At 70.9% G+C, this 25993-nt stretch carries 26 protein-coding genes; 13 read left to right on the top strand and 13 right to left on the bottom strand.

All coding sequences use genetic code 11. The features are described from left to right. The first annotated feature begins 25 nt into the window (after positions 1–25). The gene (locus tag ACLQ2R_RS38840) at positions 26–1678 is read left to right on the top strand and encodes an acetolactate synthase (protein WP_425966431.1); all 1653 of its coding nucleotides are present in this window, start codon (positions 26–28) and stop codon (positions 1676–1678) included. A 101-nt stretch (positions 1679–1779) separates the two neighbouring features. On the opposite strand, the gene ACLQ2R_RS38835 is transcribed toward ACLQ2R_RS38840, so the two are convergent. After that, positions 1780–3543, bottom strand: a complete 1764-nt coding sequence (locus ACLQ2R_RS38835) for a protein kinase domain-containing protein (protein ID WP_425966430.1) — start codon at positions 3541–3543, stop codon at positions 1780–1782. 337 nt (positions 3544–3880) lie between these two features. Beyond that, complete coding sequence (locus ACLQ2R_RS38830) at positions 3881–4090, bottom strand: hypothetical protein (protein WP_425966429.1); 210 nt, start codon at positions 4088–4090, stop codon at positions 3881–3883. Here ACLQ2R_RS38830 and ACLQ2R_RS38825 point away from each other — a divergent pair. Beyond that, a complete protein-coding gene (locus ACLQ2R_RS38825) occupies positions 4089–4469 on the top strand; it encodes a thioesterase family protein (RefSeq protein WP_425966428.1) in 381 nt (126 codons plus the stop codon). The two genes, ACLQ2R_RS38830 and ACLQ2R_RS38825, sit on opposite strands and share 2 nt — an antisense overlap. 47 nt (positions 4470–4516) lie before the next feature. Here ACLQ2R_RS38825 and ACLQ2R_RS38820 read toward each other — a convergent pair whose 3' ends face one another. The 5 genes from ACLQ2R_RS38820 to ACLQ2R_RS38800 all read right to left on the bottom strand — a co-directional run bounded on the left by ACLQ2R_RS38820 (position 4517) and on the right by ACLQ2R_RS38800 (position 9436). Then, positions 4517–5797, bottom strand: coding sequence for an HD-GYP domain-containing protein (locus tag ACLQ2R_RS38820; RefSeq protein ID WP_425966427.1), 1281 nt, complete (start codon positions 5795–5797; stop codon positions 4517–4519). Continuing rightward, a complete protein-coding gene (locus ACLQ2R_RS38815) occupies positions 5794–7140 on the bottom strand; it encodes an HD-GYP domain-containing protein (protein WP_425966426.1) in 1347 nt (448 codons plus the stop codon). The genes ACLQ2R_RS38820 and ACLQ2R_RS38815 overlap by 4 nt, the downstream gene beginning before the upstream one ends. 345 nt (positions 7141–7485) lie before the next feature. Next, a complete protein-coding gene (locus ACLQ2R_RS38810; protein ID WP_425966425.1) occupies positions 7486–8475 on the bottom strand; it encodes an NAD-dependent epimerase/dehydratase family protein in 990 nt (329 codons plus the stop codon). Between the two features lie 24 nt (positions 8476–8499). After that, positions 8500–8766: a mycothiol system anti-sigma-R factor gene (gene rsrA, locus ACLQ2R_RS38805; RefSeq protein ID WP_425966424.1), complete on the bottom strand. Its 267-nt coding sequence runs from the start codon at positions 8764–8766 to the stop codon at positions 8500–8502. A gap of 64 nt (positions 8767–8830) precedes the next feature. Continuing rightward, positions 8831–9436 carry a sigma-70 family RNA polymerase sigma factor gene (locus ACLQ2R_RS38800; protein WP_350976859.1) on the bottom strand — a complete coding sequence of 202 codons (606 nt, stop codon included), beginning with the start codon at positions 9434–9436 and terminating at the stop codon, positions 8831–8833. A 285-nt stretch (positions 9437–9721) separates the two neighbouring features. Here ACLQ2R_RS38800 and ACLQ2R_RS38795 point away from each other — a divergent pair, with 285 nt between their 5' ends. Then, the gene (locus ACLQ2R_RS38795) at positions 9722–10486 is read left to right on the top strand and encodes a class I SAM-dependent methyltransferase (protein ID WP_425966423.1); all 765 of its coding nucleotides are present in this window, start codon (positions 9722–9724) and stop codon (positions 10484–10486) included. Between the two features lie 256 nt (positions 10487–10742). On the opposite strand, the gene ACLQ2R_RS38790 is transcribed toward ACLQ2R_RS38795, so the two are convergent. Continuing rightward, entirely contained in the window at positions 10743–11075 is a 333-nt protein-coding gene (locus tag ACLQ2R_RS38790) for a TraR/DksA family transcriptional regulator (protein ID WP_425966422.1), read from the bottom strand. A gap of 295 nt (positions 11076–11370) precedes the next feature. Further along, positions 11371–12195: an SOS response-associated peptidase gene (locus ACLQ2R_RS38785; protein WP_425966421.1), complete on the bottom strand. Its 825-nt coding sequence runs from the start codon at positions 12193–12195 to the stop codon at positions 11371–11373. Between the two features lie 236 nt (positions 12196–12431). On the opposite strand from ACLQ2R_RS38785, the gene aroA reads away from it, so the two are divergent. Continuing rightward, positions 12432–13709, top strand: a complete 1278-nt coding sequence (aroA, locus tag ACLQ2R_RS38780; RefSeq protein ID WP_425966420.1) for a 3-phosphoshikimate 1-carboxyvinyltransferase — start codon at positions 12432–12434, stop codon at positions 13707–13709. Between the two features lie 87 nt (positions 13710–13796). Then, the gene (gene rsgA, locus ACLQ2R_RS38775) at positions 13797–14864 is read left to right on the top strand and encodes a ribosome small subunit-dependent GTPase A (protein WP_425966441.1); all 1068 of its coding nucleotides are present in this window, start codon (positions 13797–13799) and stop codon (positions 14862–14864) included. A gap of 327 nt (positions 14865–15191) precedes the next feature. Here the strand turns inward: rsgA and ACLQ2R_RS38770 are convergent, their stop codons facing one another. Then, the gene (locus ACLQ2R_RS38770; RefSeq protein ID WP_425966419.1) at positions 15192–15635 is read right to left on the bottom strand and encodes a DUF4442 domain-containing protein; all 444 of its coding nucleotides are present in this window, start codon (positions 15633–15635) and stop codon (positions 15192–15194) included. Positions 15636–15776: 141 nt separating this feature from the next. Here ACLQ2R_RS38770 and hisN point away from each other — a divergent pair, with 141 nt between their 5' ends. From hisN to ACLQ2R_RS38740, 6 genes are all read left to right on the top strand, one after another. Further along, positions 15777–16580, top strand: a complete 804-nt coding sequence (hisN, locus tag ACLQ2R_RS38765) for a histidinol-phosphatase (RefSeq protein WP_425966418.1) — start codon at positions 15777–15779, stop codon at positions 16578–16580. Positions 16581–17057: 477 nt separating this feature from the next. After that, the gene (locus tag ACLQ2R_RS38760; protein WP_425966417.1) at positions 17058–18068 is read left to right on the top strand and encodes a PstS family phosphate ABC transporter substrate-binding protein; all 1011 of its coding nucleotides are present in this window, start codon (positions 17058–17060) and stop codon (positions 18066–18068) included. Then, positions 18068–19009 (top strand): phosphate ABC transporter permease subunit PstC, encoded by a 942-nt coding sequence (gene pstC / locus ACLQ2R_RS38755; protein ID WP_425966416.1) that lies wholly within the window; start codon positions 18068–18070, stop codon positions 19007–19009. The genes ACLQ2R_RS38760 and pstC overlap by 1 nt, the downstream gene beginning before the upstream one ends. After that, the gene (gene pstA / locus ACLQ2R_RS38750) at positions 19009–19899 is read left to right on the top strand and encodes a phosphate ABC transporter permease PstA (RefSeq protein WP_425966415.1); all 891 of its coding nucleotides are present in this window, start codon (positions 19009–19011) and stop codon (positions 19897–19899) included. Before pstC ends, pstA begins: the two co-directional genes overlap by 1 nt. An 8-nt stretch (positions 19900–19907) precedes the next feature. After that, complete coding sequence (gene pstB, locus ACLQ2R_RS38745; RefSeq protein WP_425966414.1) at positions 19908–20756, top strand: phosphate ABC transporter ATP-binding protein PstB; 849 nt, start codon at positions 19908–19910, stop codon at positions 20754–20756. 19 nt (positions 20757–20775) lie between these two features. Beyond that, a complete protein-coding gene (locus ACLQ2R_RS38740) occupies positions 20776–21495 on the top strand; it encodes a response regulator transcription factor (RefSeq protein ID WP_425966413.1) in 720 nt (239 codons plus the stop codon). Positions 21496–21558: 63 nt separating this feature from the next. Here ACLQ2R_RS38740 and ACLQ2R_RS38735 read toward each other — a convergent pair whose 3' ends face one another. Further along, positions 21559–22665, bottom strand: a complete 1107-nt coding sequence (locus ACLQ2R_RS38735) for a serine hydrolase (RefSeq protein WP_425966412.1) — start codon at positions 22663–22665, stop codon at positions 21559–21561. A gap of 333 nt (positions 22666–22998) precedes the next feature. Then, a complete protein-coding gene (locus ACLQ2R_RS38730; protein WP_425966411.1) occupies positions 22999–23886 on the bottom strand; it encodes a phenylalanine 4-monooxygenase in 888 nt (295 codons plus the stop codon). A 131-nt stretch (positions 23887–24017) separates the two neighbouring features. Here ACLQ2R_RS38730 and ACLQ2R_RS38725 point away from each other — a divergent pair, with 131 nt between their 5' ends. After that, on the top strand, positions 24018–24485 hold the full coding sequence (locus tag ACLQ2R_RS38725; protein WP_425966410.1) for an Lrp/AsnC family transcriptional regulator: 468 nt from the start codon (positions 24018–24020) through the stop codon (positions 24483–24485). Here ACLQ2R_RS38725 and ACLQ2R_RS38720 read toward each other — a convergent pair. Then, positions 24443–25078 (bottom strand): TetR/AcrR family transcriptional regulator, encoded by a 636-nt coding sequence (locus ACLQ2R_RS38720; RefSeq protein WP_425966409.1) that lies wholly within the window; start codon positions 25076–25078, stop codon positions 24443–24445. The genes ACLQ2R_RS38725 and ACLQ2R_RS38720 overlap by 43 nt on opposite strands. A gap of 257 nt (positions 25079–25335) precedes the next feature. Between ACLQ2R_RS38720 and ACLQ2R_RS38715 the strand changes: the two genes are divergently transcribed. Continuing rightward, positions 25336–25773, top strand: coding sequence for a nuclear transport factor 2 family protein (locus ACLQ2R_RS38715; protein WP_425966408.1), 438 nt, complete (start codon positions 25336–25338; stop codon positions 25771–25773). Positions 25774–25993: the final 220 nt, after the last annotated feature.

Genomic DNA, 25993 nt, shown 5'->3' with positions numbered 1-25993 from the left:
GTGACTGACTGGTAGGTTGCGCGATATGGAGTCTCCCAAGCACGCAGGTGACATCGCGGTCGCCGTCTCCAAGGCATACGGCATCGAGACCATGTTCACCCTGTCCGGTGGGCACGTCTTCCCGCTCTACGACGGGGCGGTCCACGAGGGCATGCCCATCCTGGACGTCCGCCATGAGCAGAGCGCCGTGTTCGCCGCCGAGGCGACCGCGCGGCTGACCCGCAAACCCGGGCTGGCCGTGCTCACCGCGGGCCCCGGCATCACCAACGGGGTCAGCGGGGTGGCCACCGCGCACTTCAACGGCTCCCCCGTTGTGGTCCTGGGAGGTCGTGCCCCGCAGTCGCGGTGGGGTTCGGGCGCGTTGCAGGAGATGGACCACCCGCCGCTGTTCGCGCCGATCACCAAGCTGGCCTTCACCGGCTCGGGGGCCGACTCCATCGCCCAGGACGTGGAGATGGCCTTCCGCACGGCGCTCGCCCCGCACCGCGGCCCGGTCTTCCTCGACTTCCACATGGACCACCTGTTCTCGGCCGCGCCCCCGCTGGAGGAGGAGCCCGAGACGCTGACGCCCTCGCCGCTGGAGCCCGACCCGGACTCGCTGGCCGCGGTCGCCCGCCTGCTCGCCGAGGCCCAGCGCCCGGTGCTGGTGCTCGGCTCCGACGTGTGGATGGACCGCGCCGACGAGGTGGCCAGGGCCTTCGCCGAGGAGTACCGCCTGCCGGTCATCCCCAACGGCCAGGGGCGAGGCATCCTGCCCGCCGGTCACGAGCTGCTGGTCACCCGGGCCAGGGGGCTGGCCTTCTCCCAGGCCGACCTGGTGATCGTCGCGGGCGCGCCGATGGACTTCCGGCTCGGCTACGGCTGGTTCGGCGGCAAGGACGGGGCGCCGCTGGCCAAGGTCGTCCACCTGGCCGACGCGCCGTCCCAGCTGACCACGCACATGGACCCGGCGGCCACCGCCGCGGGCGACCTCTCGCTGCTCTTCTGGAGCCTGGGGGCGGCCTGCGCCAACGCGGGCGTCTCCCCCAAGGGCTACGCCCCGTGGGTGGCGAAGCTCTCCGAGGCCGCCTCGGCCGCCATCGCCGCCGACGCCGGCCTGCTGGAGTCGGCCTCCGACCCGATCCACCCGATGCGCATCTACGGCGAGCTGAGCAAGGTCCTCGCCGACGACGCCGTGGTGATCGGCGACGGCGGCGACTTCGTCTCGTACGCGGGCAAGTACGTCGAGCCGAAGCAGGCGGGCAACTGGCTCGACCCGGGCCCGTACGGCTGCCTGGGCACCGGCCTGGGGTACGCGATCGCCGCCCGGGTGGCCCGGCCCTCCTCGCAGGTCGTGCTGCTGCTCGGCGACGGCGCGGCGGGCTTCTCGCTGATGGACGTCGACACGCTCGTGCGGCACCGCCTGCCGGTCGTGATGATCTGCGGCAACAACGGCATGTGGGGCCTGGAGAAGCACCCCATGCAGATGCTCTACGGCTACGACGTGGCCGCCGAGCTGCAGCCCCAGTGCCGCTACGACCAGGTCGTGACCGCGCTGGGCGGCGGCGGCGAGCTGGTGACCGACCCCTCGCAGATCGGCCCGGCCCTGCGCCGCGCGTTCGACTCCGGCATCCCCTACATGGTCAACATCGCCACCGACCCGTCGGTGGCCTACCCCCGCCACACCACGGGCGTCTAGGGCTCCTCCGGCGCCCCCGCGGAGCGGTCTCCGCAGGGGCCCGGGTCCCGCTCACGACACCCCAGCGGCACCCGGCTCAACCGGCCGGGACCGGGGGTGGATCAGCCCTTGGGGGCCGTGGCCGCCGGGGTGGGCGTCGGCGGGCAGTCGACGGCGATCGCGGTGATCTCCACCTTCTTGGACGGGTCCCACATCGTGCCCGCGGCGGGACGGGACTCGACGATCTGCAGGCACTTCTCGTCCTTGACGTCGGCGCTCTTGAAGACGTACGGCTTGAAACCCGCCTGCGCGAGCACCGCGCTCGCCGCCTCCGGCGTCATGCCCAGCGTCTCGGGCACCCGCTTCTTCGGCTTGGGGGTCGCCGACGGCGACGGGCTGGGGGACGGGGAGGGACTGGGCTTGGGCTTCGTGGGGGTGGGGGTCGGCGACGGCTCCTCGCTCTCGCTGGGCGTCGGCTCTGACCGCACCGGCGGGGGCGTGCTCGGACGCGGGCTGGGCCTTCTGGTGGTTCGGCGAGTGGGCGGCGACGGCGACGGCTCCGCGACGGAGGAGGTCGTCGGTTTCTTCAGCGGGATGGGGTCGCTCGAACCGGTGGCGATCGCGTTCACCGTGAAGGTCGCGGCGCCCGCGCACAGCGCGGCCGCGACCGCCGAGGCCACGACCAGTCCGACGCGGCTCCGCGGTTTCCCTGCGGCGCGCCGGCCCCTGCCCTGCGCGTCTGCGCCCCGGCCTCCCGCCTGCCCGGACGGCCACGGACCGGCCGTATGGCCCTCCGCCGTCCGTCCGGCCTGGGCATGGGTCGCCCGGGTCTCCTCCCAGGCGCCGGCCTGGGAGTCCCAGCCGCCCGCCTGGACGTCCCGCCGGCTGGTCTGCGGCCCGGTGGCGCCGGTGGCGAGGTCGTGGCCCTGCTGCCGGTCGGTGCCCTGCCAGTCGGCCTGGCCGGGCACGAACCCCTGGGGAGCCTGAGCCTGCCAGCCGGTCTCGGGGGCCCCGTCGGCGCGCTGCCCGCTCTGCGAGGGTGCCCCCCCGCTCCCCGCCTCGAAGGCGGCCTGCCCGGCGGCGGAACTCATGGCCGCGGCGCTGGGGAAACGCCGGGCCGGGTCCTTGGCCAGGGACCGCTCCACAAGCGCGCGTGCCGCGGGGGGGACGAACCCCGGCAGCGGCGGCGGCGCCTCGCGGATGTGCTTGAGCGCGATCGTGACCGGCGTGTCGCCGTCGAACGGGCGCTGCCCGGCGAGGCACTCGTAGGCCACCACGCCGAGCGCGTAGATGTCCACGGCCGGGGTGACGGGAGCGCCCTCGGCCTGCTCGGGCGCGCAGTAGGCGGCCGTGCCGAGCACCATGCCCGCGTCCGTCAGCCGGCTGGCCGTGTCCGACCTGGCGATGCCGAAGTCGGTGAGCACGAGCGTGCCGTCGGAGCGCACCAGCAGGTTGCCGGGCTTGATGTCGCGGTGGACGATGCCCTGGTCGTGAACGGCCTGAAGGGCCGAGGCCGCCTGCGCGATGAGGTCCATCGCGGCTCCCGGGGCGATGCGCCCGAGCCTGCCGAGCAGGCGGTCGAGCGGCTCGCCGTCGACGAACCTCATCACCAGGTACGCCGTCGCCCCCGCGCCCGGCACCTCGTGCACCCCGTAGTCGTAGACGTCGACGACCCCGGGGTGGTTGATCGTCGCCATGGCGCGCGCCTCGCCCTGGAAGCGCACCAGGAAGCCGGGGTCGTCCGTACGGCCCGGGAGCAGCACTTTCACGGCGACGGTGCGGGCCAGGACCATGTCCTCGCCGCGCCACACCTCGCCCATACCGCCGGCGCCGATGCGGGTGCTCAGGCGATACCGCCCCGCCAGCGTCGTGCCTTGGGCCACCATTACTCCCCCGTAACCCCGTCCACTCCTACCTCAGAGCTCTCCAACAAAGCGGATCCGCATCGCGGCACCGTCTCGGCGCCGTAACGAAACCCTGCTCGCCATGCGGTTCACACACGACGCGAGCCGTAGCATCGCACAAAACCAAGAACTTATGCGGGCACTTGGTCACCTTGCAGGCCATTGCCCCCAAGGGGACTCGACGGCCACACCAGGCACAACCACCCCAAGACACGAAGACACCCCGCAAGGCGTGAGACGCATCAGTAAAACCCTATAAGAGTAAACAAAGAACACATAAAGCCAGTGAAGAGGACGTTCCACGAGGGTCCCGGCCAGGTCAGCCGCTCAGCGAGCCGTGCTCGGCGCAACGCGCCGTCCAGCCGGCGGGGGTCACCTGCACCACCATCCGGCGGCGGCAGCGGGCGCAGTAGCGCGGCGGTTCCATCACGCGGGCCCGGCGGCACCCCTCGTGGCCGGGCTCCTCCTCGGGGCCCCCGCAGTGGTCGCAGTACGAGATCACGGGACCAGACTCTATGCTGGCGCGCATGACGCTCGCTCCGGGTCTGCAGGCACGGCTCCTCATCATGGTCGAGCGGGAGGACACCGCCGCGAAGGTCGGCAGCGGGGACGTGCCGGTGCTGGCCACGCCCCGCCTGCTGGCACTCGCCGAGCAGGCCACGGTCCAGGCCGTCGCCGGCGCCCTGGACGCGGGCCAGACCTCCGTGGGCACCCGCGTGCACCTGGAGCACCTGGGGGCCAGCCCGGTCGGCACGCACGTCGAGATCACCGCCGAGCTGACCGGGGTCGACGGACGCCGGCTGACCTTCGCCTTCACCGCCCGCCACCGCGAGAGCGTCGCCGCGACCGGGACGATCGAACGGGTGGTCGTCGACCGCGAGCGCTTCCTGGCCCGGCTCGCCCGCTGACCGCCCGGCCCTCGCCGGGGCCACGACGGGAACCCGGAGCCGGGACCCTAGAGCCGGTGGATCGGGGCCAGTCTGTCGATCACCTTGGCCATCGCCTCGACGACCGTCGGGTCGTACTCCCGGCCCACGCCCAGCCTGAGCCGCTCCAGCGCGGCACCGGCCCGGTCGCGGTCGCTGGAACCGCCGACGAGGTCGTCGTAGGCGTTGGCCGCCTTGATGATGTGGCTGGCCGTCGGCGGCGCCTCCGCGCAGGTGTCGCACTGGCGGCGGACGATCTCCGCCACCCTGTCCAGCACCCCGGTCTGCCGGATCACCTCCGCGCCCAGCTCGGCGATGCGCCGCGCCTGCGCGGGATCGGTCAGCACCGTGGCGCCGCCGGGAATGGGATCGCGCAGCGACAACTGACCGATGTCGTGCATGAGGGCCGCGTACTCCAGCTCCAGCAGCTCCGGTTCGGCCGTGCCGAGCTCGCGCCCGACCGCCACCGCCAGGCGGCTGACCCGGCGGGAGTGGCCTGGCTCGACGTACCCGGCGACCTCGGTGACCCGGGCCAGCGCGCGGACCGTCTGCAGGTAGGTGGCCCTGATCCCGGCGTACTTGCGGAAGGCGACCTGGGTGACCAGCAGCGGGGCGGCGAACACCAGCAGCGCGGCCATGTCCATGCTGTGCGAGGCGAGCGCGAGCAGGATGCCCGACGCCGCGACCGCGGCCCCCAGCGGCGCGGCCATCCGCAGCTCGTCGCGGACGGCCACGTGGAAGGCGGCGCGTACCTGCTCGGCCCGGAGCATGGCGGCGAGCAGCACGTCGGCCGCCACCATGACCACGATGAGCAGCGCCATCACGCCGAGCGCGGGCCACCAGCCGGTCTCCCCGCTGCCGGCCATCTCGAACAGCGGCCCGGCCAGCGGCCGGTAGGCCAGCGCGAGCAGGGCACCGGTGAGCAGCCTGCGCGCCATCGCGTCCAGCCGGGGCGGACGGCCCACCGCCAGGTGCGGCAGCGCCCCGGCGACCATGCCGACCGAGAGCACCGCGACGACCTGGAGCGCCGAGTGCCGCGCCTGAACGCCGCCCATGTCCAGCAGGAGCGTGTACCCCAGCGCCGCGGCCGCGCCGATCGGCGCCACCTCCCTGTTGCCGGGCATGGTGAGCCTGGCCAGCTCCCCGATCGCGATCAGCACGCCGAAGGCGACGGCGACCCTGGGGTCGAGCAGCCCGGTCGCGGCGGTGTGCGCGACCCCGGCCACCGCCAGCAGGCCCGCCGCGCAGATCAGCAGCAGCTGACCCGAGTCGAGCCCCTGGAGGGCCCGGGTGCCGCCGGTGCCGTTCATCGCTCGGACACCACCTGGATCGGCACGGTCGGGTCGTCGTGGTCCTTCGCGGTCGTCTCGGCGGCGCCGGCCGGGGGCGTGACGACCGTGCGCGGCGGCTCCCAGCCGTCCCGGTCGACGGCCTTGATGAACGCCACGACCATCACCGGGTCGAACTGGGTGCCGGCCCCCTTGCGCAGCTCGGCCATGGCCACCTCGCGGGGGCGGGCGGTGCGGTAGGAGCGGTCGGAGGTCATCGAGTCGAAGGCGTCGGCCACCGCGATGATCCTGGCGAACTCCGGGATCTCCTCACCGGCCAGCCCCATCGGGTAACCCTTGCCGTCCTGCCGCTCGTGGTGGTGCATGATCCCGGCGAACGCCTCGTCCAGGAAGTCGATGCCGCGCACGATCTCCAGCCCGCGCATCGGGTGGAGCTGGATGGCGGCGAGCTCCTCCTCGCTGAGCGGGCCGTCCTTCTGCAGCACCTTGGTCGGCACGCCCAGTTTGCCCACGTCGTGGAGCATCCCGGCGTAGCGGATCGCGCGCAGGCGCTCCGACCCCATCCCGATCTCCTCGGCGATCATGCCGGCGGCCTGGGAGACGCGGGTGCAGTGGCCGCGCGTGTAGTAGTCCTTGGTCTCCACCGCCTGGCAGAGCGCGGCGATCGTGGCGTCGTAGGAGCGCTGCTGGGCGAGGTACTGGCCGAAGGCCCAGCGCGCCACGAAGAGCGGGAGCAGCACGAGCACCGCGGAGATCGAGTTGACCGTGGCCCAGAGCCCGGCGATCAGCAGGCCGAAGGTGGCGTAGCCGAAGTAGGAGACCATGAACTGGACGATGCCCCGCAGCGGCACCTGGTCGGCCTGGCCGGTGAGCGCCAGCACGATCGCGATCAGCGTGAAGTTCAGCGGCACGAAGACGGCCGCCGCGCCCGCGAACGGCGCGATGATGTCGTCGAACCCGGCGATGGTCGGCACCCCGGGCGCGCCGCCGAGCCCCACGTAGACCCGGCCCGCGACATAGCCGCAGATGGCGAACTGTGCGCTGTTGAACAGCCGCTTCACCAGCGGAAGGCCGGGCCGCACGCTGAACATGGCCGTCACGCCGACCAGCGCCGCCCCCTCGGGACCGAGCAGCACCACCGCGGCGAGCACGGCCGAGAAGCTGACCGAGACCGCCGCCTGCCTGACGTTCAGCAGGGTGGGCACCGACTCGCACACCAGGAACAGCAGGGCCAGCACCATGAGGTTGGACCAGTCGAGCCGGTCCAGGCGGCCGTCCGACAGGACGCTGTATCCGAGCAGCGCGGACGCGGCTCCGATGACAAGGACCAGATAGATCCTGGCAAACCACGGCAGTCCACGCACAGCGGCCACCCTACGGTTCCAAAGGGCGCGTGCTCAGGTCCAGGAGATCCCGGGAGAGACCGGGTCGGCCGTTTCCTTCACCATGCGCTCCTCCACGTCGATTTCGCACTCAGGCTACAGAAACGAGCCTGACCGGGAAGGCGAGACGGCCAATCGCAAGCAAAGCGTAATCATGCGATCACTCGACGCCATGCCCCGTCGCTGACACAATCCCCGCCACCGGTCCGAGGCCGGTCCGGAGCGCGTCCAGGACCGGTCGGGAGGAGGTGCGGGGCCGGTCGGGAGGAGGTGCGGGGCCGGTCGGGAGAGGTGCGGGTCCGGTCGCCCGCGGCGCGCGGGAGCCGGTCAGCGGTTCGGGAGCCTGGTCCTGGCCCAGTCGACGGTGGCCTTCAGGCCCGTGGCCAGATCCACCTGGGGGCGCCAGCCCAGCCCCTCAAGGGCGGGAGAGGGGTCGACGGCCATGGCCGGCAGGTCGCCCAGCCGGACCGGGGCCGCGCCCGGCTCGTCGGCGGCGCCCGCCGCCCGCGCGATCAGGGAGTGCAGCTCCCTGTCGGTGGTCTGGACGCCGGTGCCCAGGTTGAAACGACCGCCGCCGCCCTCGGTGCCGCAGGCGCGGGCGAAACCGTCCACCACGTCGTCGACGAAGATGTAGTCCCTGGTCTGGCCGCCGTCACCGTAGACCACCGTGGGGCTGCCGTTGAGCAGCGCGTCGGTGAAGATCGCGACCACCCCGGCCTCGCCGTCGGGCGACTGGCGCGGGCCGTAGACGTTGGAGAGCACCAGCGTGGTGTAGTCGATGCCGTGCAGCGCCTTGAACGCCGACAGGTAGATCTCCGCGCTCAGCTTCGAGGCCGCGTACGGGGAACGCGGGTCGGTCGCCGCGCCCGCGGGCACCGGGATGACCTCCGGCCTGCCGTACACCGCCACCGAGGAGGCGAAAACGATCTTGCGGGTGCCGCCCCGGTGGGCGGCGGTCAGGACCGAGGCGGTCCCCTCCACGTTGAGCCGCGCGTCGTGGACCGGGTCGGCCACGCTCTTGCGCACGCTGATCTGCGCGGCGAGGTGGCAGACGACCTCGGGCCGCCAGTCGGCGGCCAGGTCACCCAGGGCGGGATCGCGGACGTCCATCACGTGCAGGGAGAAACGGGGACTCCCGGCGGCACGGTCCAGATTGGCGCGGCCCCCGCCGGAGAGGTCGTCCACCACCGCGATCTCGTGCCCGTCGGCCAGCAACCGGTCGACGAGGGTGGATCCGATGAATCCGGCCCCGCCGGTCACGAGCACGCGCATGGTCAACCCCCGTTGTCGTACGGCCACGGTCGCACGAGTGGCCACGACCCTGCGGAAGATCCTAGAAGCTCAGCGGGCGATCTCGGAGCGGACCTTGTCGATCCGCTCCAGCACCTTGGCCCGCAGGTCGGCCGAGGCCTGGTCGCAGCCGCAGTGCTTGGCGACGAGCTGCTTGACGACCTGCTCCAGCCCGTACTCCTCCAGGCAGGGATGACACTCGTCCAGGTGCTGGCGGATGTCGGCGCAGTTGCTCTCGTCGAGCTCGCCGTCCAGGTAGGTGTAGACCTTGTCCAGGACCTCGGCGCAGTCGGTGTCGTGGTGCTTGCCGCAGCTCATGCGATCACCCGCTCCGGACGTCCGCGACCCGCACGGGCGATCTCGGCGTCCCTGTCTGGCTCGCTCACTTGGCACCCTCCGCCGGAACCAGGCCACGCTCGCGGGCGTAGTCCTCGAGCTGGGTCCGCAGCTGGCGACGGCCACGGTGCAGCCGCGACATCACGGTCCCGATGGGGGTGCCCATGATGTCGGCGATCTCCTTGTACGGGAAGCCCTCGACGTCGGCGAGGTAGACCGCGATGCGGAACTCCTCGGGGAGCGCCGCCAGCGCCCGCTTCACGTCGGTGTCGGGGAGGTGCTCCAGCGCCTCGATCTCGGCCGACTTCAGCCCGGCCGAGGTGTGCGACTCGGCCCTGGCGAGCTGCCAGTCCTCGATCTCCTCGGCACCCGACTGCTTGGGCTCCCGCTGCTTCTTGCGGTAACTGTTGATGAAGGTGTTGGTCAGGATCCGGTACAGCCAGGCCTTGAGGTTCGTGCCTTGCTGGAACTGGTGGAAGGACGCGAAGGCCTTGGCGAAGGTCTCCTGCAGAAGGTCCTCGGCGTCCGCGGGGTTTCGGGTCATCCGAAGTGCGGCAGAGTAGAGCTGGTCGAGGTAGGGCATGACATCCCGCTCGAACCGTGTACTCCGCTGCTCCAGAGTCTCCTCGTCTGTCGCAGGGACCGGACCCACCCCCTTAAGATCGCCGGAGTCCTGCTGACGCGGGACACCGTACTGAGCGGAGAATACCCGTTCAGGACGGACAGGCCGATCACCGGGGCGGGTGACTGGTTCGATGAGGGCGAGCATCTGCTTGCCAACCTCCGAAAGGATCGTGCGTTGTCCGCTTGCAACACGCTCGTCCGGCCATCTGTTCCCACAAGATAGAAGGTGACGAACGGCCCGGTACGGGGAAAAAGAAGGTACGTACCGGTAGGAGCTAAGACCACCGGATCCTCCCGACGCCAGGAGCTGCTTGTGCTGCCCATCCCGGCCGAAGAGCTGAACGGCTCAGGTGCGCTCGGGCCGTACTGGACCTTTTACCACGCGGTCGTGGCCGAGCAACTGGGCCGATGGCTGCCGGAGAGCCCCTCCACCGTCCTCGACATGTCCTGCGGCAACGGCCGCTGGGCCGCCCAGGCCGCCAAGGCCGGGCACCGGGTGGTCGAGGTGGTCGACTTCCGCCGCCCCGTGGACGTCCAGCCACTGCACGACATCTCCAAGGTCAGCCAGGTACGCGCCGACGACCTGCGCTTCCTGCCCGACGGCAGCGTGGACGCCGTGATGGCCGAGGAACGCGCCCTGTCGGTGGACCTGATGGCCGAGTCCGCGATCGGCGACGTCGCCCGGGTCCTGCGCCCCGGCGGGCGGGCCCTGGTCTGCGTCGACTCGCTGGTGCTGGGGATGGCCATCCTCGCCGAGCAGAACTACTGGGCCCACCTGCGCCAGACCGGCGAGGTCATGCTCGTGCCCTGGCCGGACGGGAGCATCACCCGGTGCTTCAGCAGCGTCCAGCTCCGCGAGCTGCTCACCGACGCCGGCCTGGAGGTCGAGTGGATACGGCCCCGCACGGTGCTGTCCCCCTCGACCGTCGACCACGTGCTGGCCTCCGACTCACGGGCGCTGACCTGGCTGGTCAACACCGAACTGGACACCCACCCCGAGGACGACGACACGGTGGGGATCCACCTGGTGGCAAGCGCAAGAAAGCGTGCCCATGGCGACGCTGGCGCGTCGCGGTGAGTCTGTGTTCATGGCGACGCTGGCGCGTCGCGGTGAGTCTGTGTTCATGGCGACGCTGGCGCGTCGCGGTGAGTCCGCTCGGACCCGGCTCCTTCCCTCGTCGGGTGGAATCGTTCGTTCCTCACGATTCCTCCCTCCTCGGTCCAGTCGCCGGCGCGGACTCACGGGGAGTCCCCCGGGGGAGGTCGCCGGGGCATGGGTGCACGGCAGGGCCTGGTGAGATGAGCGGGGCTGGTGAGGGAAGGCCGACCGGGGGTCAGCGTCTGCGTTCGCGTTCGGACTGGCACCGCACGCAGCGGGCCGCCTCCGGGCGTGCCTCCAGCCTGCTCTCCGGGACCGGCCCGCCGCAGTCGGCGCACAGGCCGTAACACCCCTCGTCCATCCGCCCGAGCGCCTCCAGCACCGAATGCCGGTGGCGGACGGCCACGTCCAGCAGGGCCTGGTTGCGGCCGGATTCGGTCAGGTCCAGGCCGCCGTCGGCCCGTGAGCGCTCCCGTACGGCGGGGGAGTCCCCGCGAAGCACCTCGATGGACCGGTCGAGTTCGGCGAGCATGCTCTTCAGGCGCTCGCGCACGGTCACGACATCCACGACTGCGCACCTCCGGGCGAACGGGGGCGGCCTGTGAAGGGATCCCCGACTCCCCCGTCAGGCGCGAAAGGGGTGAGCTCTGCGGCGGTGACCTCCTTGCCGCACCCGAGGCACCGCTTTCCTCACCGGATGCCCGCTCGGCGGAAGTTTTACACCGGAAGGACCGTTGTTTTACGGCCGGAGGAGCCGGTCGTCACCTGTTTTACGGCCGGAGGAGCCGGTTGTCACCGCGTCCGGAAGAGCCGGCGAACGCGCGGGGGCACCGGGTCCGAAGGAACCGGAGGACCCGGCCGGCTCAGGCGCGCGCCTTGCCTCCGCCCTTTCCGCCCTTTCCGCCCTTGCCGTCCTTTCCTCCCTTTCCGGCCTCTTCGGCATCTCCGCCCTCCCCGGCCTCGACGGGCTCCAGCAGTTCCGGGCCGTTGTTGCGCACCGAGTTGACCGCGGTGGAGACCGGATGGATCTCCAGCCCGGTGGAACCGGCGGGGATCAGGAACTCCTGCGCGTCGGCCACCCCCGGGTCGAGCCAGTCGCCCCAGCGGTCCCGCTCGATCAGCATCGGCATCCGGTCGTGGACCACGCCCGCCGCGTCCACGGCGTCGGTCGTGATGATCGTGCAGGTCACCAGCCAGGAGAGCGGGTCGTCCTCGGCCCGCCCCTTGTCCCGCCAGAACTCGTACAAACCCGCCATGGCCATCACGCCGCCGTCGGCGGGGTGGACGAAGTAGGGCTGCTTCTTCGGCTTGCCCTTGGCGTCCTTCTCGTCGAGCACGGCCCACTCGAAGTAGCCGTCGGCCGGGATCAGGCACCTGCGCTCGGCGAACGCCTTGCGGTAGGACGGCTTCTCCGCCACCGTCTCCACCCGCGCGTTGATCATCTTCGAGCCGATGGACGGGTCCTTCGCCCAGGCGGGGACGAGCCCCCAGCGGACCACGCGGAGCTGCCGTACCGCGCGGCCCTCCGGGGCGGTCCTGGGCACCCGGCTCATCACCGCGTACACCGGTTTCGTGGGCGCGACGTTGTAGTCCGGCCTGAGCTCGTCGTCGGGCGCGCCGTCCAGCTCGACCTCGAACTCCTCAAGCAACTCCTGCTTCTTCCGCGCAGAGGCGTATCTCCCGCACATGTCTCCACCTTGTCACGTCCTGCCCCGACGGGGCCCTGCGACCTCTTTCCCCGATCCTGCCCCCGTGGACGGCACCCAGGCATCGCCGTTCGTGCCGCGAGCGAGCGCGTCCGTGGCAGGCATCGGCGTTTCCGGAAAGCGCGGGCGGGCACGACCGGCTCCCCCGTCCCGACGCCACCGATCCCCTCGCGGCCACCCCACACCCGCCCGTACCGCGTCCCGGTAGGCTTTTGACCATGTCCGCTCCGCTGTGGCCCGCCCCGACCGCGACCGAACCCGTGCACGCGATCGTCGCCCTGCCCGGGTCGAAGTCCGTGACCAACCGCGCGCTGCTGCTCGCCGCGCTGGCCGAGGGCCCCGGCACGGTCAGGCGTGCGCTGCGCAGCCGTGACGCCGACCTGATGGCGGACGCGCTGCGCGCGCTGGGCGCCGGCATGACCCCCTCCGGCGAGAGCGCCTCCGCCGTCGACTGGGCGATCACGCCGGGCCCGGTCACCGGCGGCGCCCGCGTCGACGTGGGCCTGGCGGGCACGGTCATGCGTTTCGTGCCGCCCATGGCGGCCCTGGCGGCTGACGAGGTGTTCTTCGACGGCGACCCGCACGCCCGAAGGCGCCCGATGGGGCCGATCCTGCACGCGCTGCGCGCCCTGGGCGCCGAGGTGTCGGGCGACGCGCTGCCGTTCACGATCAGGGGCCCGCTGACCGGCGGCGAGGTCCGGCTGGACGCCTCGGGCTCCTCGCAGTTCCTCTCCGGCCTGCTGCTGACCGCCGCGCGCTTCGCCAAGGGCGTGACCGTACGCCACGACGGCCCGCCGATCCCCTCCCAGCCGCACATCCGGATGACGGTCCAGATGCTCCGCGAGTTCGGCGTCGTGGTCGACGACTCCGAGCCCGACGTCTGGCGGGTCGAGCCCGGCCCCATCGGGGCCAGGGACTTCACCGTGGAGCCCGACCTGTCCAACGCGGCGCCGTTCCTGTGCGCCGCCATGGTCACCGGCGGCACGGTCACCGTCCCGGGCTGGCCCGACCGGACGACCCAGCCCGGTGACCAGCTCCGCACGCTGCTGGCCGGCATGGGAGCCTCGGTGGAGCGTACGCCCGGCGGCCTGGCGGTCACCGGCACCGGGCGGATCACCGGTATCGAGGCGGACCTGCGGGACGTGGCGGAGCTGACCCCGACGATCGCCGCGCTGGCCGCCCTGGCCGACTCCCCCAGCAGGATCGGCGGCGTCGCCCACATCCGCGGGCACGAGACCGACCGGCTGGCGGCCCTGGTGGCCGAGATCAACGCTCTGGGCGGCGACGCGAACGAGACCGAGGACGGCCTGGAGATCCGGCCCCGCCCGCTGTCCGGCGGGGTGTTCCACTCCTACGCCGACCACCGGATGGCCACCGCCGGGGCCGTGATCGGCCTGGCCGTGCCCGGCGTCGAGGTGGAGGACATCGCCACCACGGGTAAGACCCTGCCCGAGTTCGCCTCCATGTGGGCGGACATGCTGCGCGGCACGCGATGATGGGCGAACGGCGGCCGTCAGGCCCTGGAGGCGCCCGGTGACGACCGTCCCCGAGGGGGCGGCGCCGGGCCGGACGAGGCGGACAAGCTGAGAAAGCGCGAGTACGACGAGGACGACGTCAAGGTCAGGCCGGGCAAGGGCTCCCGGCCCCGGACCCGGATCCGCCCTGCCCACGAGGACGCGGTCCCGGCGTTCGTGGTGGCCGTGGACCGCGGGCGCTACACGTGCCTCGTCGAGTCGGCGGGCGAGAAGGGGCGCCGCCGCAAGAAGGACCACGCCGAGGGCGCCGCGATGAGCGGCCGGGTCGTGGTCGCCATGAAGGCGCGCGAGCTGGGCCGCAAGGGGATCGTGGTCGGCGACCGGGTCGCCCTGGTGGGCGACGTCTCCGGCATGGCCGACACGCTGGCCCGCGTCGTACGCGTCGAGCCCCGCGTCTCCATGCTCCGCCGCTCCGCCGACGACACCGACAACACCGACGGCATCGAGCGACCGGTGGTCGCCAACGCCGACCAGCTCGTCATCGTGACGGCCCTGGCCGACCCGCCGCCCCGCCCCCGCATGATCGACCGGATGCTGGTCGCGGCCTTCGACGCCGACATCGACTCGCTGCTCTGTCTCACCAAGTCCGACCTCGCCTCCCCCGAGGAACTGGTCGCGCTGTACGCCCCCCTCGGGGTCCCGTACGTGGTGGTGCAGAAGGGCGGCGGCCTCGACGAGGTGCGAGCGCGCCTGAGCGGCCGCATCAGCGTGCTCGTCGGCCACTCGGGGGTCGGCAAGTCGACGCTGGTCAACGCCCTGGTCCCGGACGCCAACCGCGCCGTCTCACACGTGAACGCCGTCACCGGCCGGGGCCGTCACACCTCCACCTCGGCCGTCGCCCTGGAACTCCCGGAGGGCGGCTGGATCATCGACACCCCCGGCGTGCGCAGCTTCGGGCTGGCCCACGTCTCGGTGGAGACGGTGCTGGCGGGCTTCCCCGACCTGATCGAGGGCACCGTCCAGTGCCCCAAGGGCTGCAACCACCTCTCCGACGAGTGCGCCCTGGACGCCTGGGTCGCGACCGGCCACGCCGACCCGGCCAGACTGGCCTCCCTGCGCCGCCTCCTGGCCAGCCGCGAGGGCGCCCCCGAAGAGGACCACCCCCAGGACCCCTGACTCATCCGCCCCCCGGACGCACCCCGCCCCCTCCCCCCAAGGACTCCTCGGTGAGGCCGCGCCCGTGCCCCCCGCCCCCATTCCCGAACCGCAACATGTCGGCATTGCCGTCAACACCCTCACCATTTCCCGAGGGACTCTCCGTGAGCCCGCGCCGGTGACTGGACTGAGGAGAGGAGGGTCGTGAGGAACGAACGATCCTCCTCGACGAGGGAAGGAGCCGGATCAGAGCGGGCTCACCGCGACGCGCAGCGTCGCCATGAAACAGAGCGGGCTCACCGCGACGCGCAGCGTCGCCATGAAACAGAGCGGACTCACCGCGACGCGTCAGCGTCGCCGTGACAGAGTCCAGGTGACGGTCATCTCGGACACGGGGGTGCCGTCGGCCGTCCTGATCTCGATCAGCACGTCGAACTCGGGGCGCTCCCCGGCGTCCAGTCCGGCCATGACCTCCTCCTTGGAGGCCTGAAGGCGCGCCTCGGCGACGATCTCCCCCTTGGCGATCTTGGAATAGCGGATCGTCGCGTTCGTGACCAGGGGAGTGGCCCTCGACAGCTGGTCGCCGAAGACCGAGAGCATGGTGGCGCCGGAGGCGGTCTCGGCGACGCTGAACAGGACTCCCGCGTGCGGGCCGCCCACGTGGTTGTGCAGATCGTCCCGATCGGGCAGCCGGGCGACGACGTGCCCCGGTTCCACGGTGTCGAACGAGACGCCCAGCGTCCTGGCGAACGGGACGCTCTGCAGCATGAGGTCACCCACATCGAAGGTCATGCCACGAATGCTACTCACCGGTAACCCCGCCGTCGACGGATGATTTACGCGCTATCCCGGTGACTGGTGGGACGCGACACGATTGTTCCGCTTGCTCCGGCTCTCCTCCCCCCGGCCGGCGACACGGTAGCGTTGCCCCCCGTGACGGGTTACAACGACGATCTCCGCCTGGCGCACGTCATGGCCGACGCCGCCGACGATCTGACCATGCGCAGGTTCAAGGCCATGGACCTGCGGGTGGAGACCAAACCCGACCTCACCCCGGTGAGCGACGCCGACCAGGCCGCCGAGAAGGCGATCCGCAACACCCTCGCCCGCGCCCGTCCGCGCGACGCCGTCATCGGCGAGGAGTTCGGCGAGAGCGGCCACGGCGAGCGCTCGTGGATCGTCGACCCGATCGACGGCACCAAGAACTACGTACGCGGGGTGCCCGTCTGGGCCACGCTCATCGCCCTGCTCGACCAGGGGCGCGTCGTCGTCGGCCTGGTCTCGGCCCCCGCCCTGGGCCGCCGCTGGTGGGCCGCCCGTGACAGCGGCGCCTGGACCGGCAGGAGCCTCACCAAGGCCACCCGCTGCCAGGTCTCCTCGGTCGCCTCCCTGCAGGACGCCTCGTTCTCCTACTCCAGCCTGGGCGGCTGGGAGGAGGCCGGAAAGCTCGACGCGTTCCTCGACCTGAACCGTTCCGTCTGGCGCAGCCGCGCCTACGGGGACTTCTGGTCCCACATGCTCGTCGCCGAGGGCGCGGTCGACGTCTCGGCGGAGCCGGAGCTCTCCCGGTGGGACATCGCGGCACTGACCGTGATCGTCGAGGAGGCGGGCGGCATCTGGACCGACCTGTCGGGCGTTCCCGACATCGACGGCGGCAGCCTGCTGTGCAGCAACGGCCCCCTGCACGGCGCGGTGCTCGAACGCCTGGGCTCCGGGCCACTGACGCTGCCCGTCTGACCTTCCGCGGCTCCTCAGGCAGATGTCCGGAAGGTGAACGGATCGGCGCACCCGTCGTGACGACCGGCCGAACTCCCCGGGACCGTCACCGCCCCGCCGCCGCACGGCCCTGCGGGCCGCATCCCACCCTTCACCCCGCACAGGGGATCTCGCGGCCGGTCACGCCACGCACCCGCCCGACCAGGCAGGATTCGCCTACCGGGCCGTGCCTGCGGCCCGTCCTCACCATGCGCCCCGCCACGTCCCGGCCACCTCGCCCGCCACGTCCACCATGTCCGTGCCAGGAAACAACCATGACGGCCCGGCCCTCTCCCACCGCCGGGAAGACGGCGCCCCACCCCCGGCCAGGCCCCGATATTCACATCCTCGGGCTCACCTCTTCCGAACCCGGTCATGACTCGTTTCATCTCCGTTCACTTTGCCCCGGTTACATCGGAGTCATCGAGAACAGATCTCACTACGGAGAAGGAACATATCGTGACCAGTGGACAGCGCCGCCTCAGCGCGGTGGCGACGGCCGCGCTCGTCGTCTCGCTCGCGGCCGCCTGCGGTGGCGACGCCAAGCCCGGCTCTGACGGCAGCACCTCCGCCGCGAACGCCCCCTCCAGCGAGGCCGGTGCGGCCGGCGCGGCGCTGAGCGGCGAGATCAAGATCGACGGTTCCAGCACCGTGGCCCCCCTCACCCAGGCCGCCGCGGAGCTCTTCGGCGAGGAGCAGCCCCAGGTCAAGGTGCCGGTCGGCACCTCGGGCACCGGCGGCGGCTTCGAGAAGTTCTGCGCCGGCGAGACCGACATCTCGGATGCCTCCCGCGCCATCAAGGACGAGGAGAAGGCGGCCTGCGACACCAAGGGCGTGAAGTTCACCGAGCTCACGGTGGCCGTCGACGCGCTGACCGTCGTGGTCCCCAAGGAGAACACCTGGGCCACCTGCCTCACCACCGACCAGCTCAAGAAGATGTGGGAGCCGGCGGCCGAGGGCAAGGTCAAGACCTGGAAGGACGTCGACGCCACGTTCCCGGCCGAGGAGCTGAAGCTCTACGGCCCCGGCACCGACTCCGGCACCTTCGACTACTTCACCGACGAGATCAACGGTGAGGAGGGTGCCAGCCGCAAGGACTACAGCCCGAGCGAGAACGACAACGACATCGTCACCGGTGTCGAGGGCGCCAAGGGCGGCCTGGGCTACTTCGGCTTCACCTACTTCGAGGAGAACGCCGCCAAGCTCAAGGCCCTGGAGATCGACTCCGGCGAGGGCTGCGTGGCCCCGAGCGTGGAGAGCGCGCAGGGCGGCAAGTACACCCCGCTCGCCCGCCCGCTGTTCATCTACCCCTCCGCCACCGCGGTGAAGCGGCCCGAGGTCGCGGCCTTCCTCGACTTCTACGCCGGCAACATCACCGCGATCGCCAAGGACGCGAAGTTCATCCCGCTCAACCCCGAGCAGGAGGCCAAGCTCAAGGCTGACATCACCTCGCTGAAGAGCGCCGGCTGATGTCGGCACAGCACCGCACGACCGCTCCGGGGACCTCTGGGTCCCTGGCGCGGTCGCGCCCGCGTTACGGCGAGTCCGTCATCAAGGTCGTCCTGCTGGCCGCGGCGATGGTGTCGGTGGCGACCACCGTCGGCATCGTCATCGCGCTGCTCGAACCGACCGTCGAGTTCTTCGCCTCGGTGAGCGTGGGAGAGTTCTTCGGCTCGACCAGCTGGGGACCGCTGTTCAACCCGCCGTCGTTCGGCGTGTGGCCGCTCATCGTCGCGACCCTGGAGATCACCCTCATCGCCGTCGTGGTCGCCGTGCCGCTCGGCCTGGCCGCCGCGATCTACCTGTCGGAGTACGCCTCCTCCAGGACGCGCAAGATCTTCAAGCCGGTGCTGGAGGTCCTCGCGGGCGTCCCCACCGTGGTCTTCGGCTTCTTCGCCCTCACCTTCGTGACCCCGCTCCTGCGGGACGTCTTCCCCTTCCTGGACCTGGACGGCAAGAACGCGCTCGCCGCGGGCCTCCTCGTCGGCGTGATGATCATCCCGATCGTCGCGTCCCTGTCGGAGGACTCGATGGCCGCGGTCCCGAACGGCCTGCGCGAGGGCTCCTACGCCCTCGGCGCCTCCAAGATGCTCACCTCGGTGCGCGTCGTCGTCCCCGCCGCGTTCTCCGGCATCGTCGCCGCCATCATCCTGGCGGTCTCCCGGGCCGCGGGCGAGACGATGATCGTGGCCATCGCCGGCGGGTTCAAGTCGGTCTTCACGCTCTACCCGGGCAACGAGATGGCCACCATGGCGGCCTTCATCGCCCAGGCCGGCTCCGGCGACGCCTCGGTCGGTTCGATCGCCTACAAGACCATCTTCGCGGTGGGGTCCCTGCTCTTCGTGATCACGTTCACGATGAACTACTTCAGCGCCCGCATGGTCCAGAAGTATCGCGAGGTCTACGACTGATGGCCATCCTCACCACCCCGCGCTCGGCCGTACAGCTGGCGAGCAAGGGACGCCCGCTCAAGGAGCACCTTTTCCGCATCGCGCTGATGGCCAGCCTGGCCATCGCGCTGCTGTTCCTGGCCATGCTCATCGTCTACGTGGTCGAGGAGGGCTGGCCGCGGCTCAACGCGCTCCTGTGGGAGAACCAGCCCTCGATCCGGCGCCCGGAGACCGCGGGCATCCAGTCCGGCATCTTCGGCACCCTGTGGATCATCGGCCTGACCGCGGTCATGGCCCTGCCCACCGGCATCCTCGCGGCGATCTACCTCGAGGAGTACGCCGACAAGACCAAGTGGTACAACAAGCTGATCGAGCTGAACATCTCCAACCTGGCGGCCGTTCCCTCGATCGTCTACGGCATCCTCGGCCTGGGCATCATCGCCCGCTGGCTGCAGTTCGGCTTCACCGTGATGACCGGCGCGGTCACCATCTCGCTGCTGGTGCTGCCCATCGTGATCATCTCCGCCCGCGAGGCCATCCGCGCGGTGCCGCCGTCGATCCGCGAGGGCTCGCTGGCGCTGGGCGCGACCCAGTGGCAGACCATCTACCGCCAGGTGCTGCCCGCGTCGATCCCGGGCATCGCCACGGGCTCGATCCTGGCGCTCTCCCGGGCGATCGGCGAGGCCGCGCCGTTCCTGATGCTCGGCGCCGCGACGCTGGTCCGGTTCAACCCGGAAGGCGTGTGGAGCAGTTTCTCCGTCCTGCCGTTGCAGATCTACAGCTTCATCAGCCGCCCCCAGGAGGAGTTCGCCATCCTCGCCGCGGCGGCGATCGTGATCCTGCTGGCGATCCTGCTGGCGATGAACTCGGTCGCCATCTGGCTCCGTAACCGCTACCAGAAGCGCTGGTGAGGTAAGAAATGTCAGAAGTTGGAATTTCCGTGCCGAACGTGACCGTGCGCGGCCCCGAGGTCCCCCGCACCATCGAGGCCCTCGACCCGGTCTTCACCGTCTCCGGCCTCAGCGTCTTCTACGGCGACTACGAGGCGGTACGCGGCGTCGACCTGACCATCGGCAACCGCGAGATCACCGCCATGATCGGTCCCTCCGGCTGCGGCAAGAGCACCGTGCTGCGCTGCTTCAACCGGATGAACGACCTCATCCCGGGCGCCCGCGCGGCCGGCAAGATCCTCTATCACGACGAGGACCTGTACGGTGATCACGTGGACCCGATCGAAGTCCGCCGTCGGATCGGCATGGTCTTCCAGAAGCCCAACCCCTTCCCCAAGTCGATCTACGACAACATCGCCTACGGTCCCCGGGTCAACGGGATCAAGGGCAACATGGACGAGATCGTCGAAGGCGCGCTGACCAAGGCGGCGCTCTGGGACGAGGTCAAGGACAAGATCAAGCAGAACGCGCTCTCCCTCTCCGGAGGACAGCAGCAGCGTCTGTGCATCGCACGGGCGATCGCGGTGAAGCCGGACGTGATCCTGATGGACGAGCCCTGCTCGGCCCTGGACCCGATCGCGACCACCAAGATCGAGGACCTGATGCAGGAGCTGACGCGCGACTACACGATCGTGATCGTCACGCACAACATGCAGCAGGCCGCCCGCGTCTCGGACCGTACGGCGTTCTTCACCGCCGAGGTGGACGAGGCCGGGGTCCGGCACGGCCGCCTGGTGGAGTTCGACGAGACCAGCCGTATCTTCACCAACCCCACCGACAAGCGGACCGAGGACTACATCACCGGCCGCTTCGGCTAACCCATATTGGAGGATCCGGGTGATCCAGCCGCAAACGGCACCCGAGGTGGACGAGGACACACGGACGGCGCCCATGCTGCTGGTGGCCGATCCGGAAGCGGACATGGCCCATGACCTCGCAGAGACCCTGGAACGCGAAGGGGTGAAGGTCATGGCCGTCACCGACGGCGCCCAGGCCCTGCTGCAGGCCGGGGCGTTCCGGCCCGACGTCGTGCTCGTCAGTGCCTCGCTGCCGGTCATCGGCGCGGTCGAGTTCGTCCGCGCGGTACGCCTGACCAGGGCCGTTCCCGTCCTGCTGGGAGTAGGCGAGGGGCACGCCCAGCAGGCCGTCCAGGCGCTGGCGGCCGGGGCCACCGCGTGCGTCGCCCGCCCGTACCGGGTGCCCGAGCTGTTGCCGCTCATCCACGCCGCGTTCAGCGGCGACCCCGCCACGCGCGGGACGCTCGTGGTCGGCGCGGTGGAGCTGGACGTGGACGCCTACCAGGTGAGCGTCGACGGCCGGATCGTCCACCTGCCGCTGCGCGAGTTCGAGCTGCTGCACTACCTGATGCGCAACGCCCACCGCACGGTGACGCGCGAGCAGATCATGCGGCACGTCTGGCACTCCACCGACACCACCTCGACCAACACCATCGCGGTGCACGTCAAGCGCCTTCGCGCCCGCCTCGGCGACAACGACGACCGGTTGATCCAGACCGTCCGGGGGGTGGGGTACCGCCTGACGGCCAGGGCCTCCTGACCGGTCCCCGGCGGACGAGACGCCGGGAACACCGGGGACGCCGGAGAGCGCGACCGGCGGGAGTCAGTCCTCACCGGCCGTGCCGGCCCTGCTCACCTCACCGGGCTCATCGGCCCGGCCGGTCCCGCGCTCGCCGCCCGTACCGCCCTCGCCGGCCTCACCGGCCCGGCAGCCGGGAGCGCCCCGGAAGGCCGCCATGACGCGCTCGACCGCGCCCTCTATCCTGGCGATGCCGGCCCCCATGCTCGGGCTGTCCTCGGTGAGCACGGCCACCGCGTAGTCGTGCCCGTGCCCGCGGATCAGCCCGGCGCTGACGACCCCCCAGCGCCCGTTCGCCACGTGCCGCAGCCAGCCGTTCTTCAGCGCCACCCGGTCGCCCTCGCACGCGCCCGCGCTGATCCCCCACTTCTGGTCGGGGGTCACCCGCTCCATCAGCCCGAGCACCCGGCGGCGTTTCGCGGGTGCCAGCGGGCTCCTGTCCGTGGCCAGCGCTCTGACCAGCCGGGTCTGGTCCTCGGCGGTGGTCTGCGTGATGCCCCAGCAGTACAGGTCGACGCAGCGTCCACCGGGCGTGTGGGTCCGCCTGAGCCCCAGCCTGCGGTTCGCCGTGTCCAGGCCGTTCTCCATGCCGATCCGCTCGTACAGCCGGTCGGCGGCGCCGTTGTCGCTGAAGCGAATCATCTTCCGCGCGTCGGACCTGGCACGCCGGCCGAGGTCGCGCCACCGCGTCTCGAGCAGCAGCGCCGCCAGGATGCCGACCTTGGAGGCACTGGCCGTCGGCAGCCGCAGGGCGTGGTGGTAGCGATAGCGCCGGCCCGTGGTCAGATCCCGCACCGACAGGGTGGTCCGGCCGCCGTACACCGCGAGGAACGCGTCGAGCGTGCGGCTCAGTCTCCGGGCGTGGACGCGCGGTGACTCGCCGCCCGGCACCCGGCCCGGTACGGGGGGCAACGCGTTCCCGGGGAAGGTCGGCAGGGGGCTCGCGGCCATGAGCGGCCCGTCAGGAGAGGCCGGGGGCACCGGGGGCGTCGGTGCCGCCTGGGGCGTGGAGGACGGGGTCGCGGAGGGCAGGCTCACCGGTGACGGGTCGCGGTGCACGCCGCACCCGGCGGTCTGCGCGGCGGCCAGCAGAAGCGCGACCCCGGCCACCCGGCTACCGGCTCTCATCATCCATCCCACCCGTCTCCCTCATTACGTCACGATCGGGATATATCCAACCGAGACTGGCAAGAAGACGATGAAGTGGAACCTAGCCTCAAACAGGGCATGAGCTATGGAATGTCATAGCGGATCGGTGCGCGACCTTGGTGAACGTCCACGGTTACCCGGAAGATGATCCGGCCGCGGCACGCCCCGGGCTGCCACCGGCGGCCACCGGCCGACCGGCCCCCGACCCCGATCGCTGACGTCCGCGGCCGGTCGCGTGACGAACACGGGAGACCGGTCCGGCGACGATCCAGGCGCCGGCGAACGCCCGTGACCGTCGGTGTGGCGAGCCCCTGGTCAGCGGGCGTCGGCGATCAGCCGGGCGATGCTCTCGTCGTCGCAGGTCTCCCAGAAGCCCCCCACGACGTCCTCCAGGTGCTCCATCGACTCCGCCCTGAACAGCACGTCCTGGTACTTCGTGATGTCGTAGTGCGTGGTGCCCATCGCGGCGACGTCCAGCGGGCGGATGTCCATCCCCCGGAACTCCTCGATCTCCCCGTAGGAGGACAGGATGCCCGCGCCGTACGCCCGCAGCTCGCCCTGGTCCGTCATCACGCCGAACTCCATCGTGAACCAGAAGATCTTCGAGACGAACTCCAGCGCGTCCTTGCCCTCCACCCGGCGGGCGGCCTGCCCCGCCAGGCGGTAGAGCCGCGAGTAGCGGTCGGACGCGAGCGCGTTGGCGTGCCCGATCACCTCGTGGATCACGTCCGGCTCCGGCGTGTACAGCGGCGTGGAGTGGTGCCGGATGTACTGCGTGGAGTGGAAGAGCCCGTCGGCCAGCACCCCGTAGAAGTCCCGCAGCGCCACCAGCCCGGCGGCCGGCACGTAGCGGAACCCGGTCAGCGGCTCCAGCAGGTCCCCGACCTCCTGGAGCTGCGGGATGCGCTCGGCCGGCAACCTGAGCCGCTCCGTCGCGTCCACGTACTCGGTGGTCGCGTACTTCTGGTGTTTGAGGGCGAGTTCACGGCTGACCAGGGCCCACACCTCGTGCTCCTGGTCGGTGTACTCGGCCGTCGGGATCGGCGTGCCGGGCACGTACCCCACCGCGAGCGCGGCGATCGCGTTACGACGCGCGCGGTAGACCGGATCTGCGAAACCGGGATGACCCGCGCCGAGCTCGACCTCGATCGTGCCGTCGTCGCGGGTCGCCACCGGTGCGAAGTACTGCGCTTCCTCGAACATGTATGGAATGACAGCAACTTCTCGGAACGTTGACAAGAGCGACCAGTTCAGCTGGGCGATCTGCCTGAAAACGTATGGTGTCTCACCATGACCACTGGTCGAATCGACCAATCCGGTGAGACCCTTTGAGAATGTCGATCGACGAGCTGGACGGCCGCCTCCTGATCACCATGCGGGCACACCCGCGTATCGGCCTGACCGAGCTGGCCCGCCTGCTCGGCGTGGCCCGCGGAACCGTTCAGGCCCGCGTCGAGAAGCTCACCGCCCGCGGCGTCATCGCCGACTTCGGTCCCACGGTCACCCCCGAGGGCGCCGGATACCCGATCCTCGCGTTCGTCTCGCTCCAGATCGCCCAGGGCCGCCTGGAGGAGGCCGTATGGGCCCTGGAGTCCGTCCCGGAGATCCTGGAGGTGTACGGCACCAGCGGCCAGGCCGACCTGCTCTGCCGGGTGGTGGCGCGCAGCACGTCGAACCTTCAGGAGGTCATCGCCCGCGTCCTGGCCTCCCCGGCCGTCCAGCGGACCGACACCACGATCGCCCTCTCCGTCCAGATCCCCTACCGGATCGAACCCCTGCTCCGCGCCGCCCCCTCCGGCTGACCCCGCAACCCCTCGAACACGATGGCCAGCGTACGACGCTGCAGGTCGGCGTCCCAGCCCGCGTGAAGCGCCCCGTGGCAGAGGCCGGTGAGCAGGGCGAGCACCTCGTCGAGCCGGACGTCCTCGCGGACGGTCCCGGCGCGCTGCGAACGGACCAGGAGCGTCTCGATCCCGTCCCGCAGCAACTGCAGCGAGCCGGCGACCTGAAGATCGACACCGATCTCGGCCAGCAGGGTGACGACGGTCCTCTTACGCGCCGCCTGTTCGACCACCCCGGTGACGAAGGCGAACAGCTCCTCACCGGGACGGGCGTCGGCCGCGAGGGTGGACAGCTCCTCGTGCAGCCGTTCCAGCAGCCCCTTCATGATGGCCTGCAGCAGGGCCTGCTTGGTCGGGAAGTGCTTGAAGACCGTGCCGATGGCGACTCCCGCCCGGGCGGCGACCTCCTCGGTCGACGCCGAGGGCCCCTTCTCCGCGAAGACGGCCTCCGCCTCCGCGATGATGCGTTCCCGGTTACGCCGGGCGTCCGCACGCAACGGTCTGGCGGTGCCGGGATCACCCGTCCGGTCCGGTGTCGGCTTCGACGGAGTCATGGGGCCATCCTCTTCCACGGTGATTCGGAACGCGACGCCGAGCCGACGACCGAGCCGATATCAGAACGACGAGGCGACGAGGCGACGAGGCGACGAGGCGACGAGGCGACGAGGCGACGAGGCGACGAGGCGACGAGGCGACGACATGAAAGCCGCACGACGTCGGCTTCGAGACGACGTTGACAAAGTGAGTCTAGACTCACGATTATGGAAATGAGTCTCCACTCATCTTAATCCTCCCCTCGAAGGGATTCACCATGCCCGAATCCGCTGTCGTCCCCGGCCCCGTCGAGCTCTTCGACCGTATGCGGCGCCACTGGATGGAGAACACCGGTGACCTCGCGGCCGAGTTGGCCGAGGACGCCGTCGTCGAGATTCCCTTCGCCGTCGAGGGCACACCCCGGCGACTGGAGGGGGCGGAGGCGGTCCGCCGCTTCACCGGCCCCGAACAGGCGGCCTTCGCACAGCAGTACAGACTCGAAGAGATCCGCAACATGGTGACCCACGAGACCGTCGACCCCGAAGTGATCGTTGTCGAGTACGAGCTCGCCGGCACCGTCGTCGCCACCGGTCACCAGGCCGCCTCGTCGTTCATCGGGGTCCTCAGGGCACGAGACGGCAAGATCGCCCTCTGGAGGGAGTACCAGAACCCTCTGGTGATGGCCGAGGTGATCGAACGCCTGAGGAACGCGTGACGCTCCGGCGAGGCGGACGATCCCGAACCGACAACGCCGAAAGCCCGGGAAAGCACGAAAGGCCCTCACCGTGCGGTGAAGGCCTTAAAGAAAAGCGCGAAACAGGAAAACACGAAGGCCCCCACCGGCAGCTAGAGCCCCGTAAAACACGTGACCCCGGACGCATGATCCCGGGAAACGCATGAACCCTGGAAAATACATGGAGTCCGGAAATGCTTGA

It is taken from the genome of Streptosporangium sp. DT93, from assembly GCF_049844535.1.
GTDB lineage: Bacteria > Actinomycetota > Actinomycetes > Streptosporangiales > Streptosporangiaceae > Streptosporangium.
The sequence above is the reverse complement of the archived record's forward strand: the minus strand, read 5'-3'. Positions and strand labels throughout refer to the sequence as shown.

Coding starts and splice junctions, on each gene's coding strand:
- pstA (WP_425966415.1), top strand. CDS start 19,009: ATGGCCATCCTCACCACCCCGCGCTCGGCCGTACAGCTGGCGAGCAAG.
- ACLQ2R_RS38830 (WP_425966429.1), bottom strand. CDS start 4,090: ATGCGCGCCAGCATAGAGTCTGGTCCCGTGATCTCGTACTGCGACCAC.
- ACLQ2R_RS38715 (WP_425966408.1), top strand. CDS start 25,336: ATGCCCGAATCCGCTGTCGTCCCCGGCCCCGTCGAGCTCTTCGACCGT.
- ACLQ2R_RS38770 (WP_425966419.1), bottom strand. CDS start 15,635: ATGACCTTCGATGTGGGTGACCTCATGCTGCAGAGCGTCCCGTTCGCC.
- rsrA (WP_425966424.1), bottom strand. CDS start 8,766: ATGAGCTGCGGCAAGCACCACGACACCGACTGCGCCGAGGTCCTGGAC.
- ACLQ2R_RS38720 (WP_425966409.1), bottom strand. CDS start 25,078: ATGACTCCGTCGAAGCCGACACCGGACCGGACGGGTGATCCCGGCACC.
- ACLQ2R_RS38820 (WP_425966427.1), bottom strand. CDS start 5,797: ATGAACGGCACCGGCGGCACCCGGGCCCTCCAGGGGCTCGACTCGGGT.
- ACLQ2R_RS38835 (WP_425966430.1), bottom strand. CDS start 3,543: ATGGTGGCCCAAGGCACGACGCTGGCGGGGCGGTATCGCCTGAGCACC.
- ACLQ2R_RS38735 (WP_425966412.1), bottom strand. CDS start 22,665: ATGATGAGAGCCGGTAGCCGGGTGGCCGGGGTCGCGCTTCTGCTGGCC.
- ACLQ2R_RS38730 (WP_425966411.1), bottom strand. CDS start 23,886: ATGTTCGAGGAAGCGCAGTACTTCGCACCGGTGGCGACCCGCGACGAC.
- ACLQ2R_RS38825 (WP_425966428.1), top strand. CDS start 4,089: ATGACGCTCGCTCCGGGTCTGCAGGCACGGCTCCTCATCATGGTCGAG.
- ACLQ2R_RS38840 (WP_425966431.1), top strand. CDS start 26: ATGGAGTCTCCCAAGCACGCAGGTGACATCGCGGTCGCCGTCTCCAAG.
- ACLQ2R_RS38785 (WP_425966421.1), bottom strand. CDS start 12,195: ATGTGCGGGAGATACGCCTCTGCGCGGAAGAAGCAGGAGTTGCTTGAG.
- ACLQ2R_RS38725 (WP_425966410.1), top strand. CDS start 24,018: ATGTCGATCGACGAGCTGGACGGCCGCCTCCTGATCACCATGCGGGCA.
- pstC (WP_425966416.1), top strand. CDS start 18,068: ATGTCGGCACAGCACCGCACGACCGCTCCGGGGACCTCTGGGTCCCTG.
- pstB (WP_425966414.1), top strand. CDS start 19,908: ATGTCAGAAGTTGGAATTTCCGTGCCGAACGTGACCGTGCGCGGCCCC.
- aroA (WP_425966420.1), top strand. CDS start 12,432: ATGTCCGCTCCGCTGTGGCCCGCCCCGACCGCGACCGAACCCGTGCAC.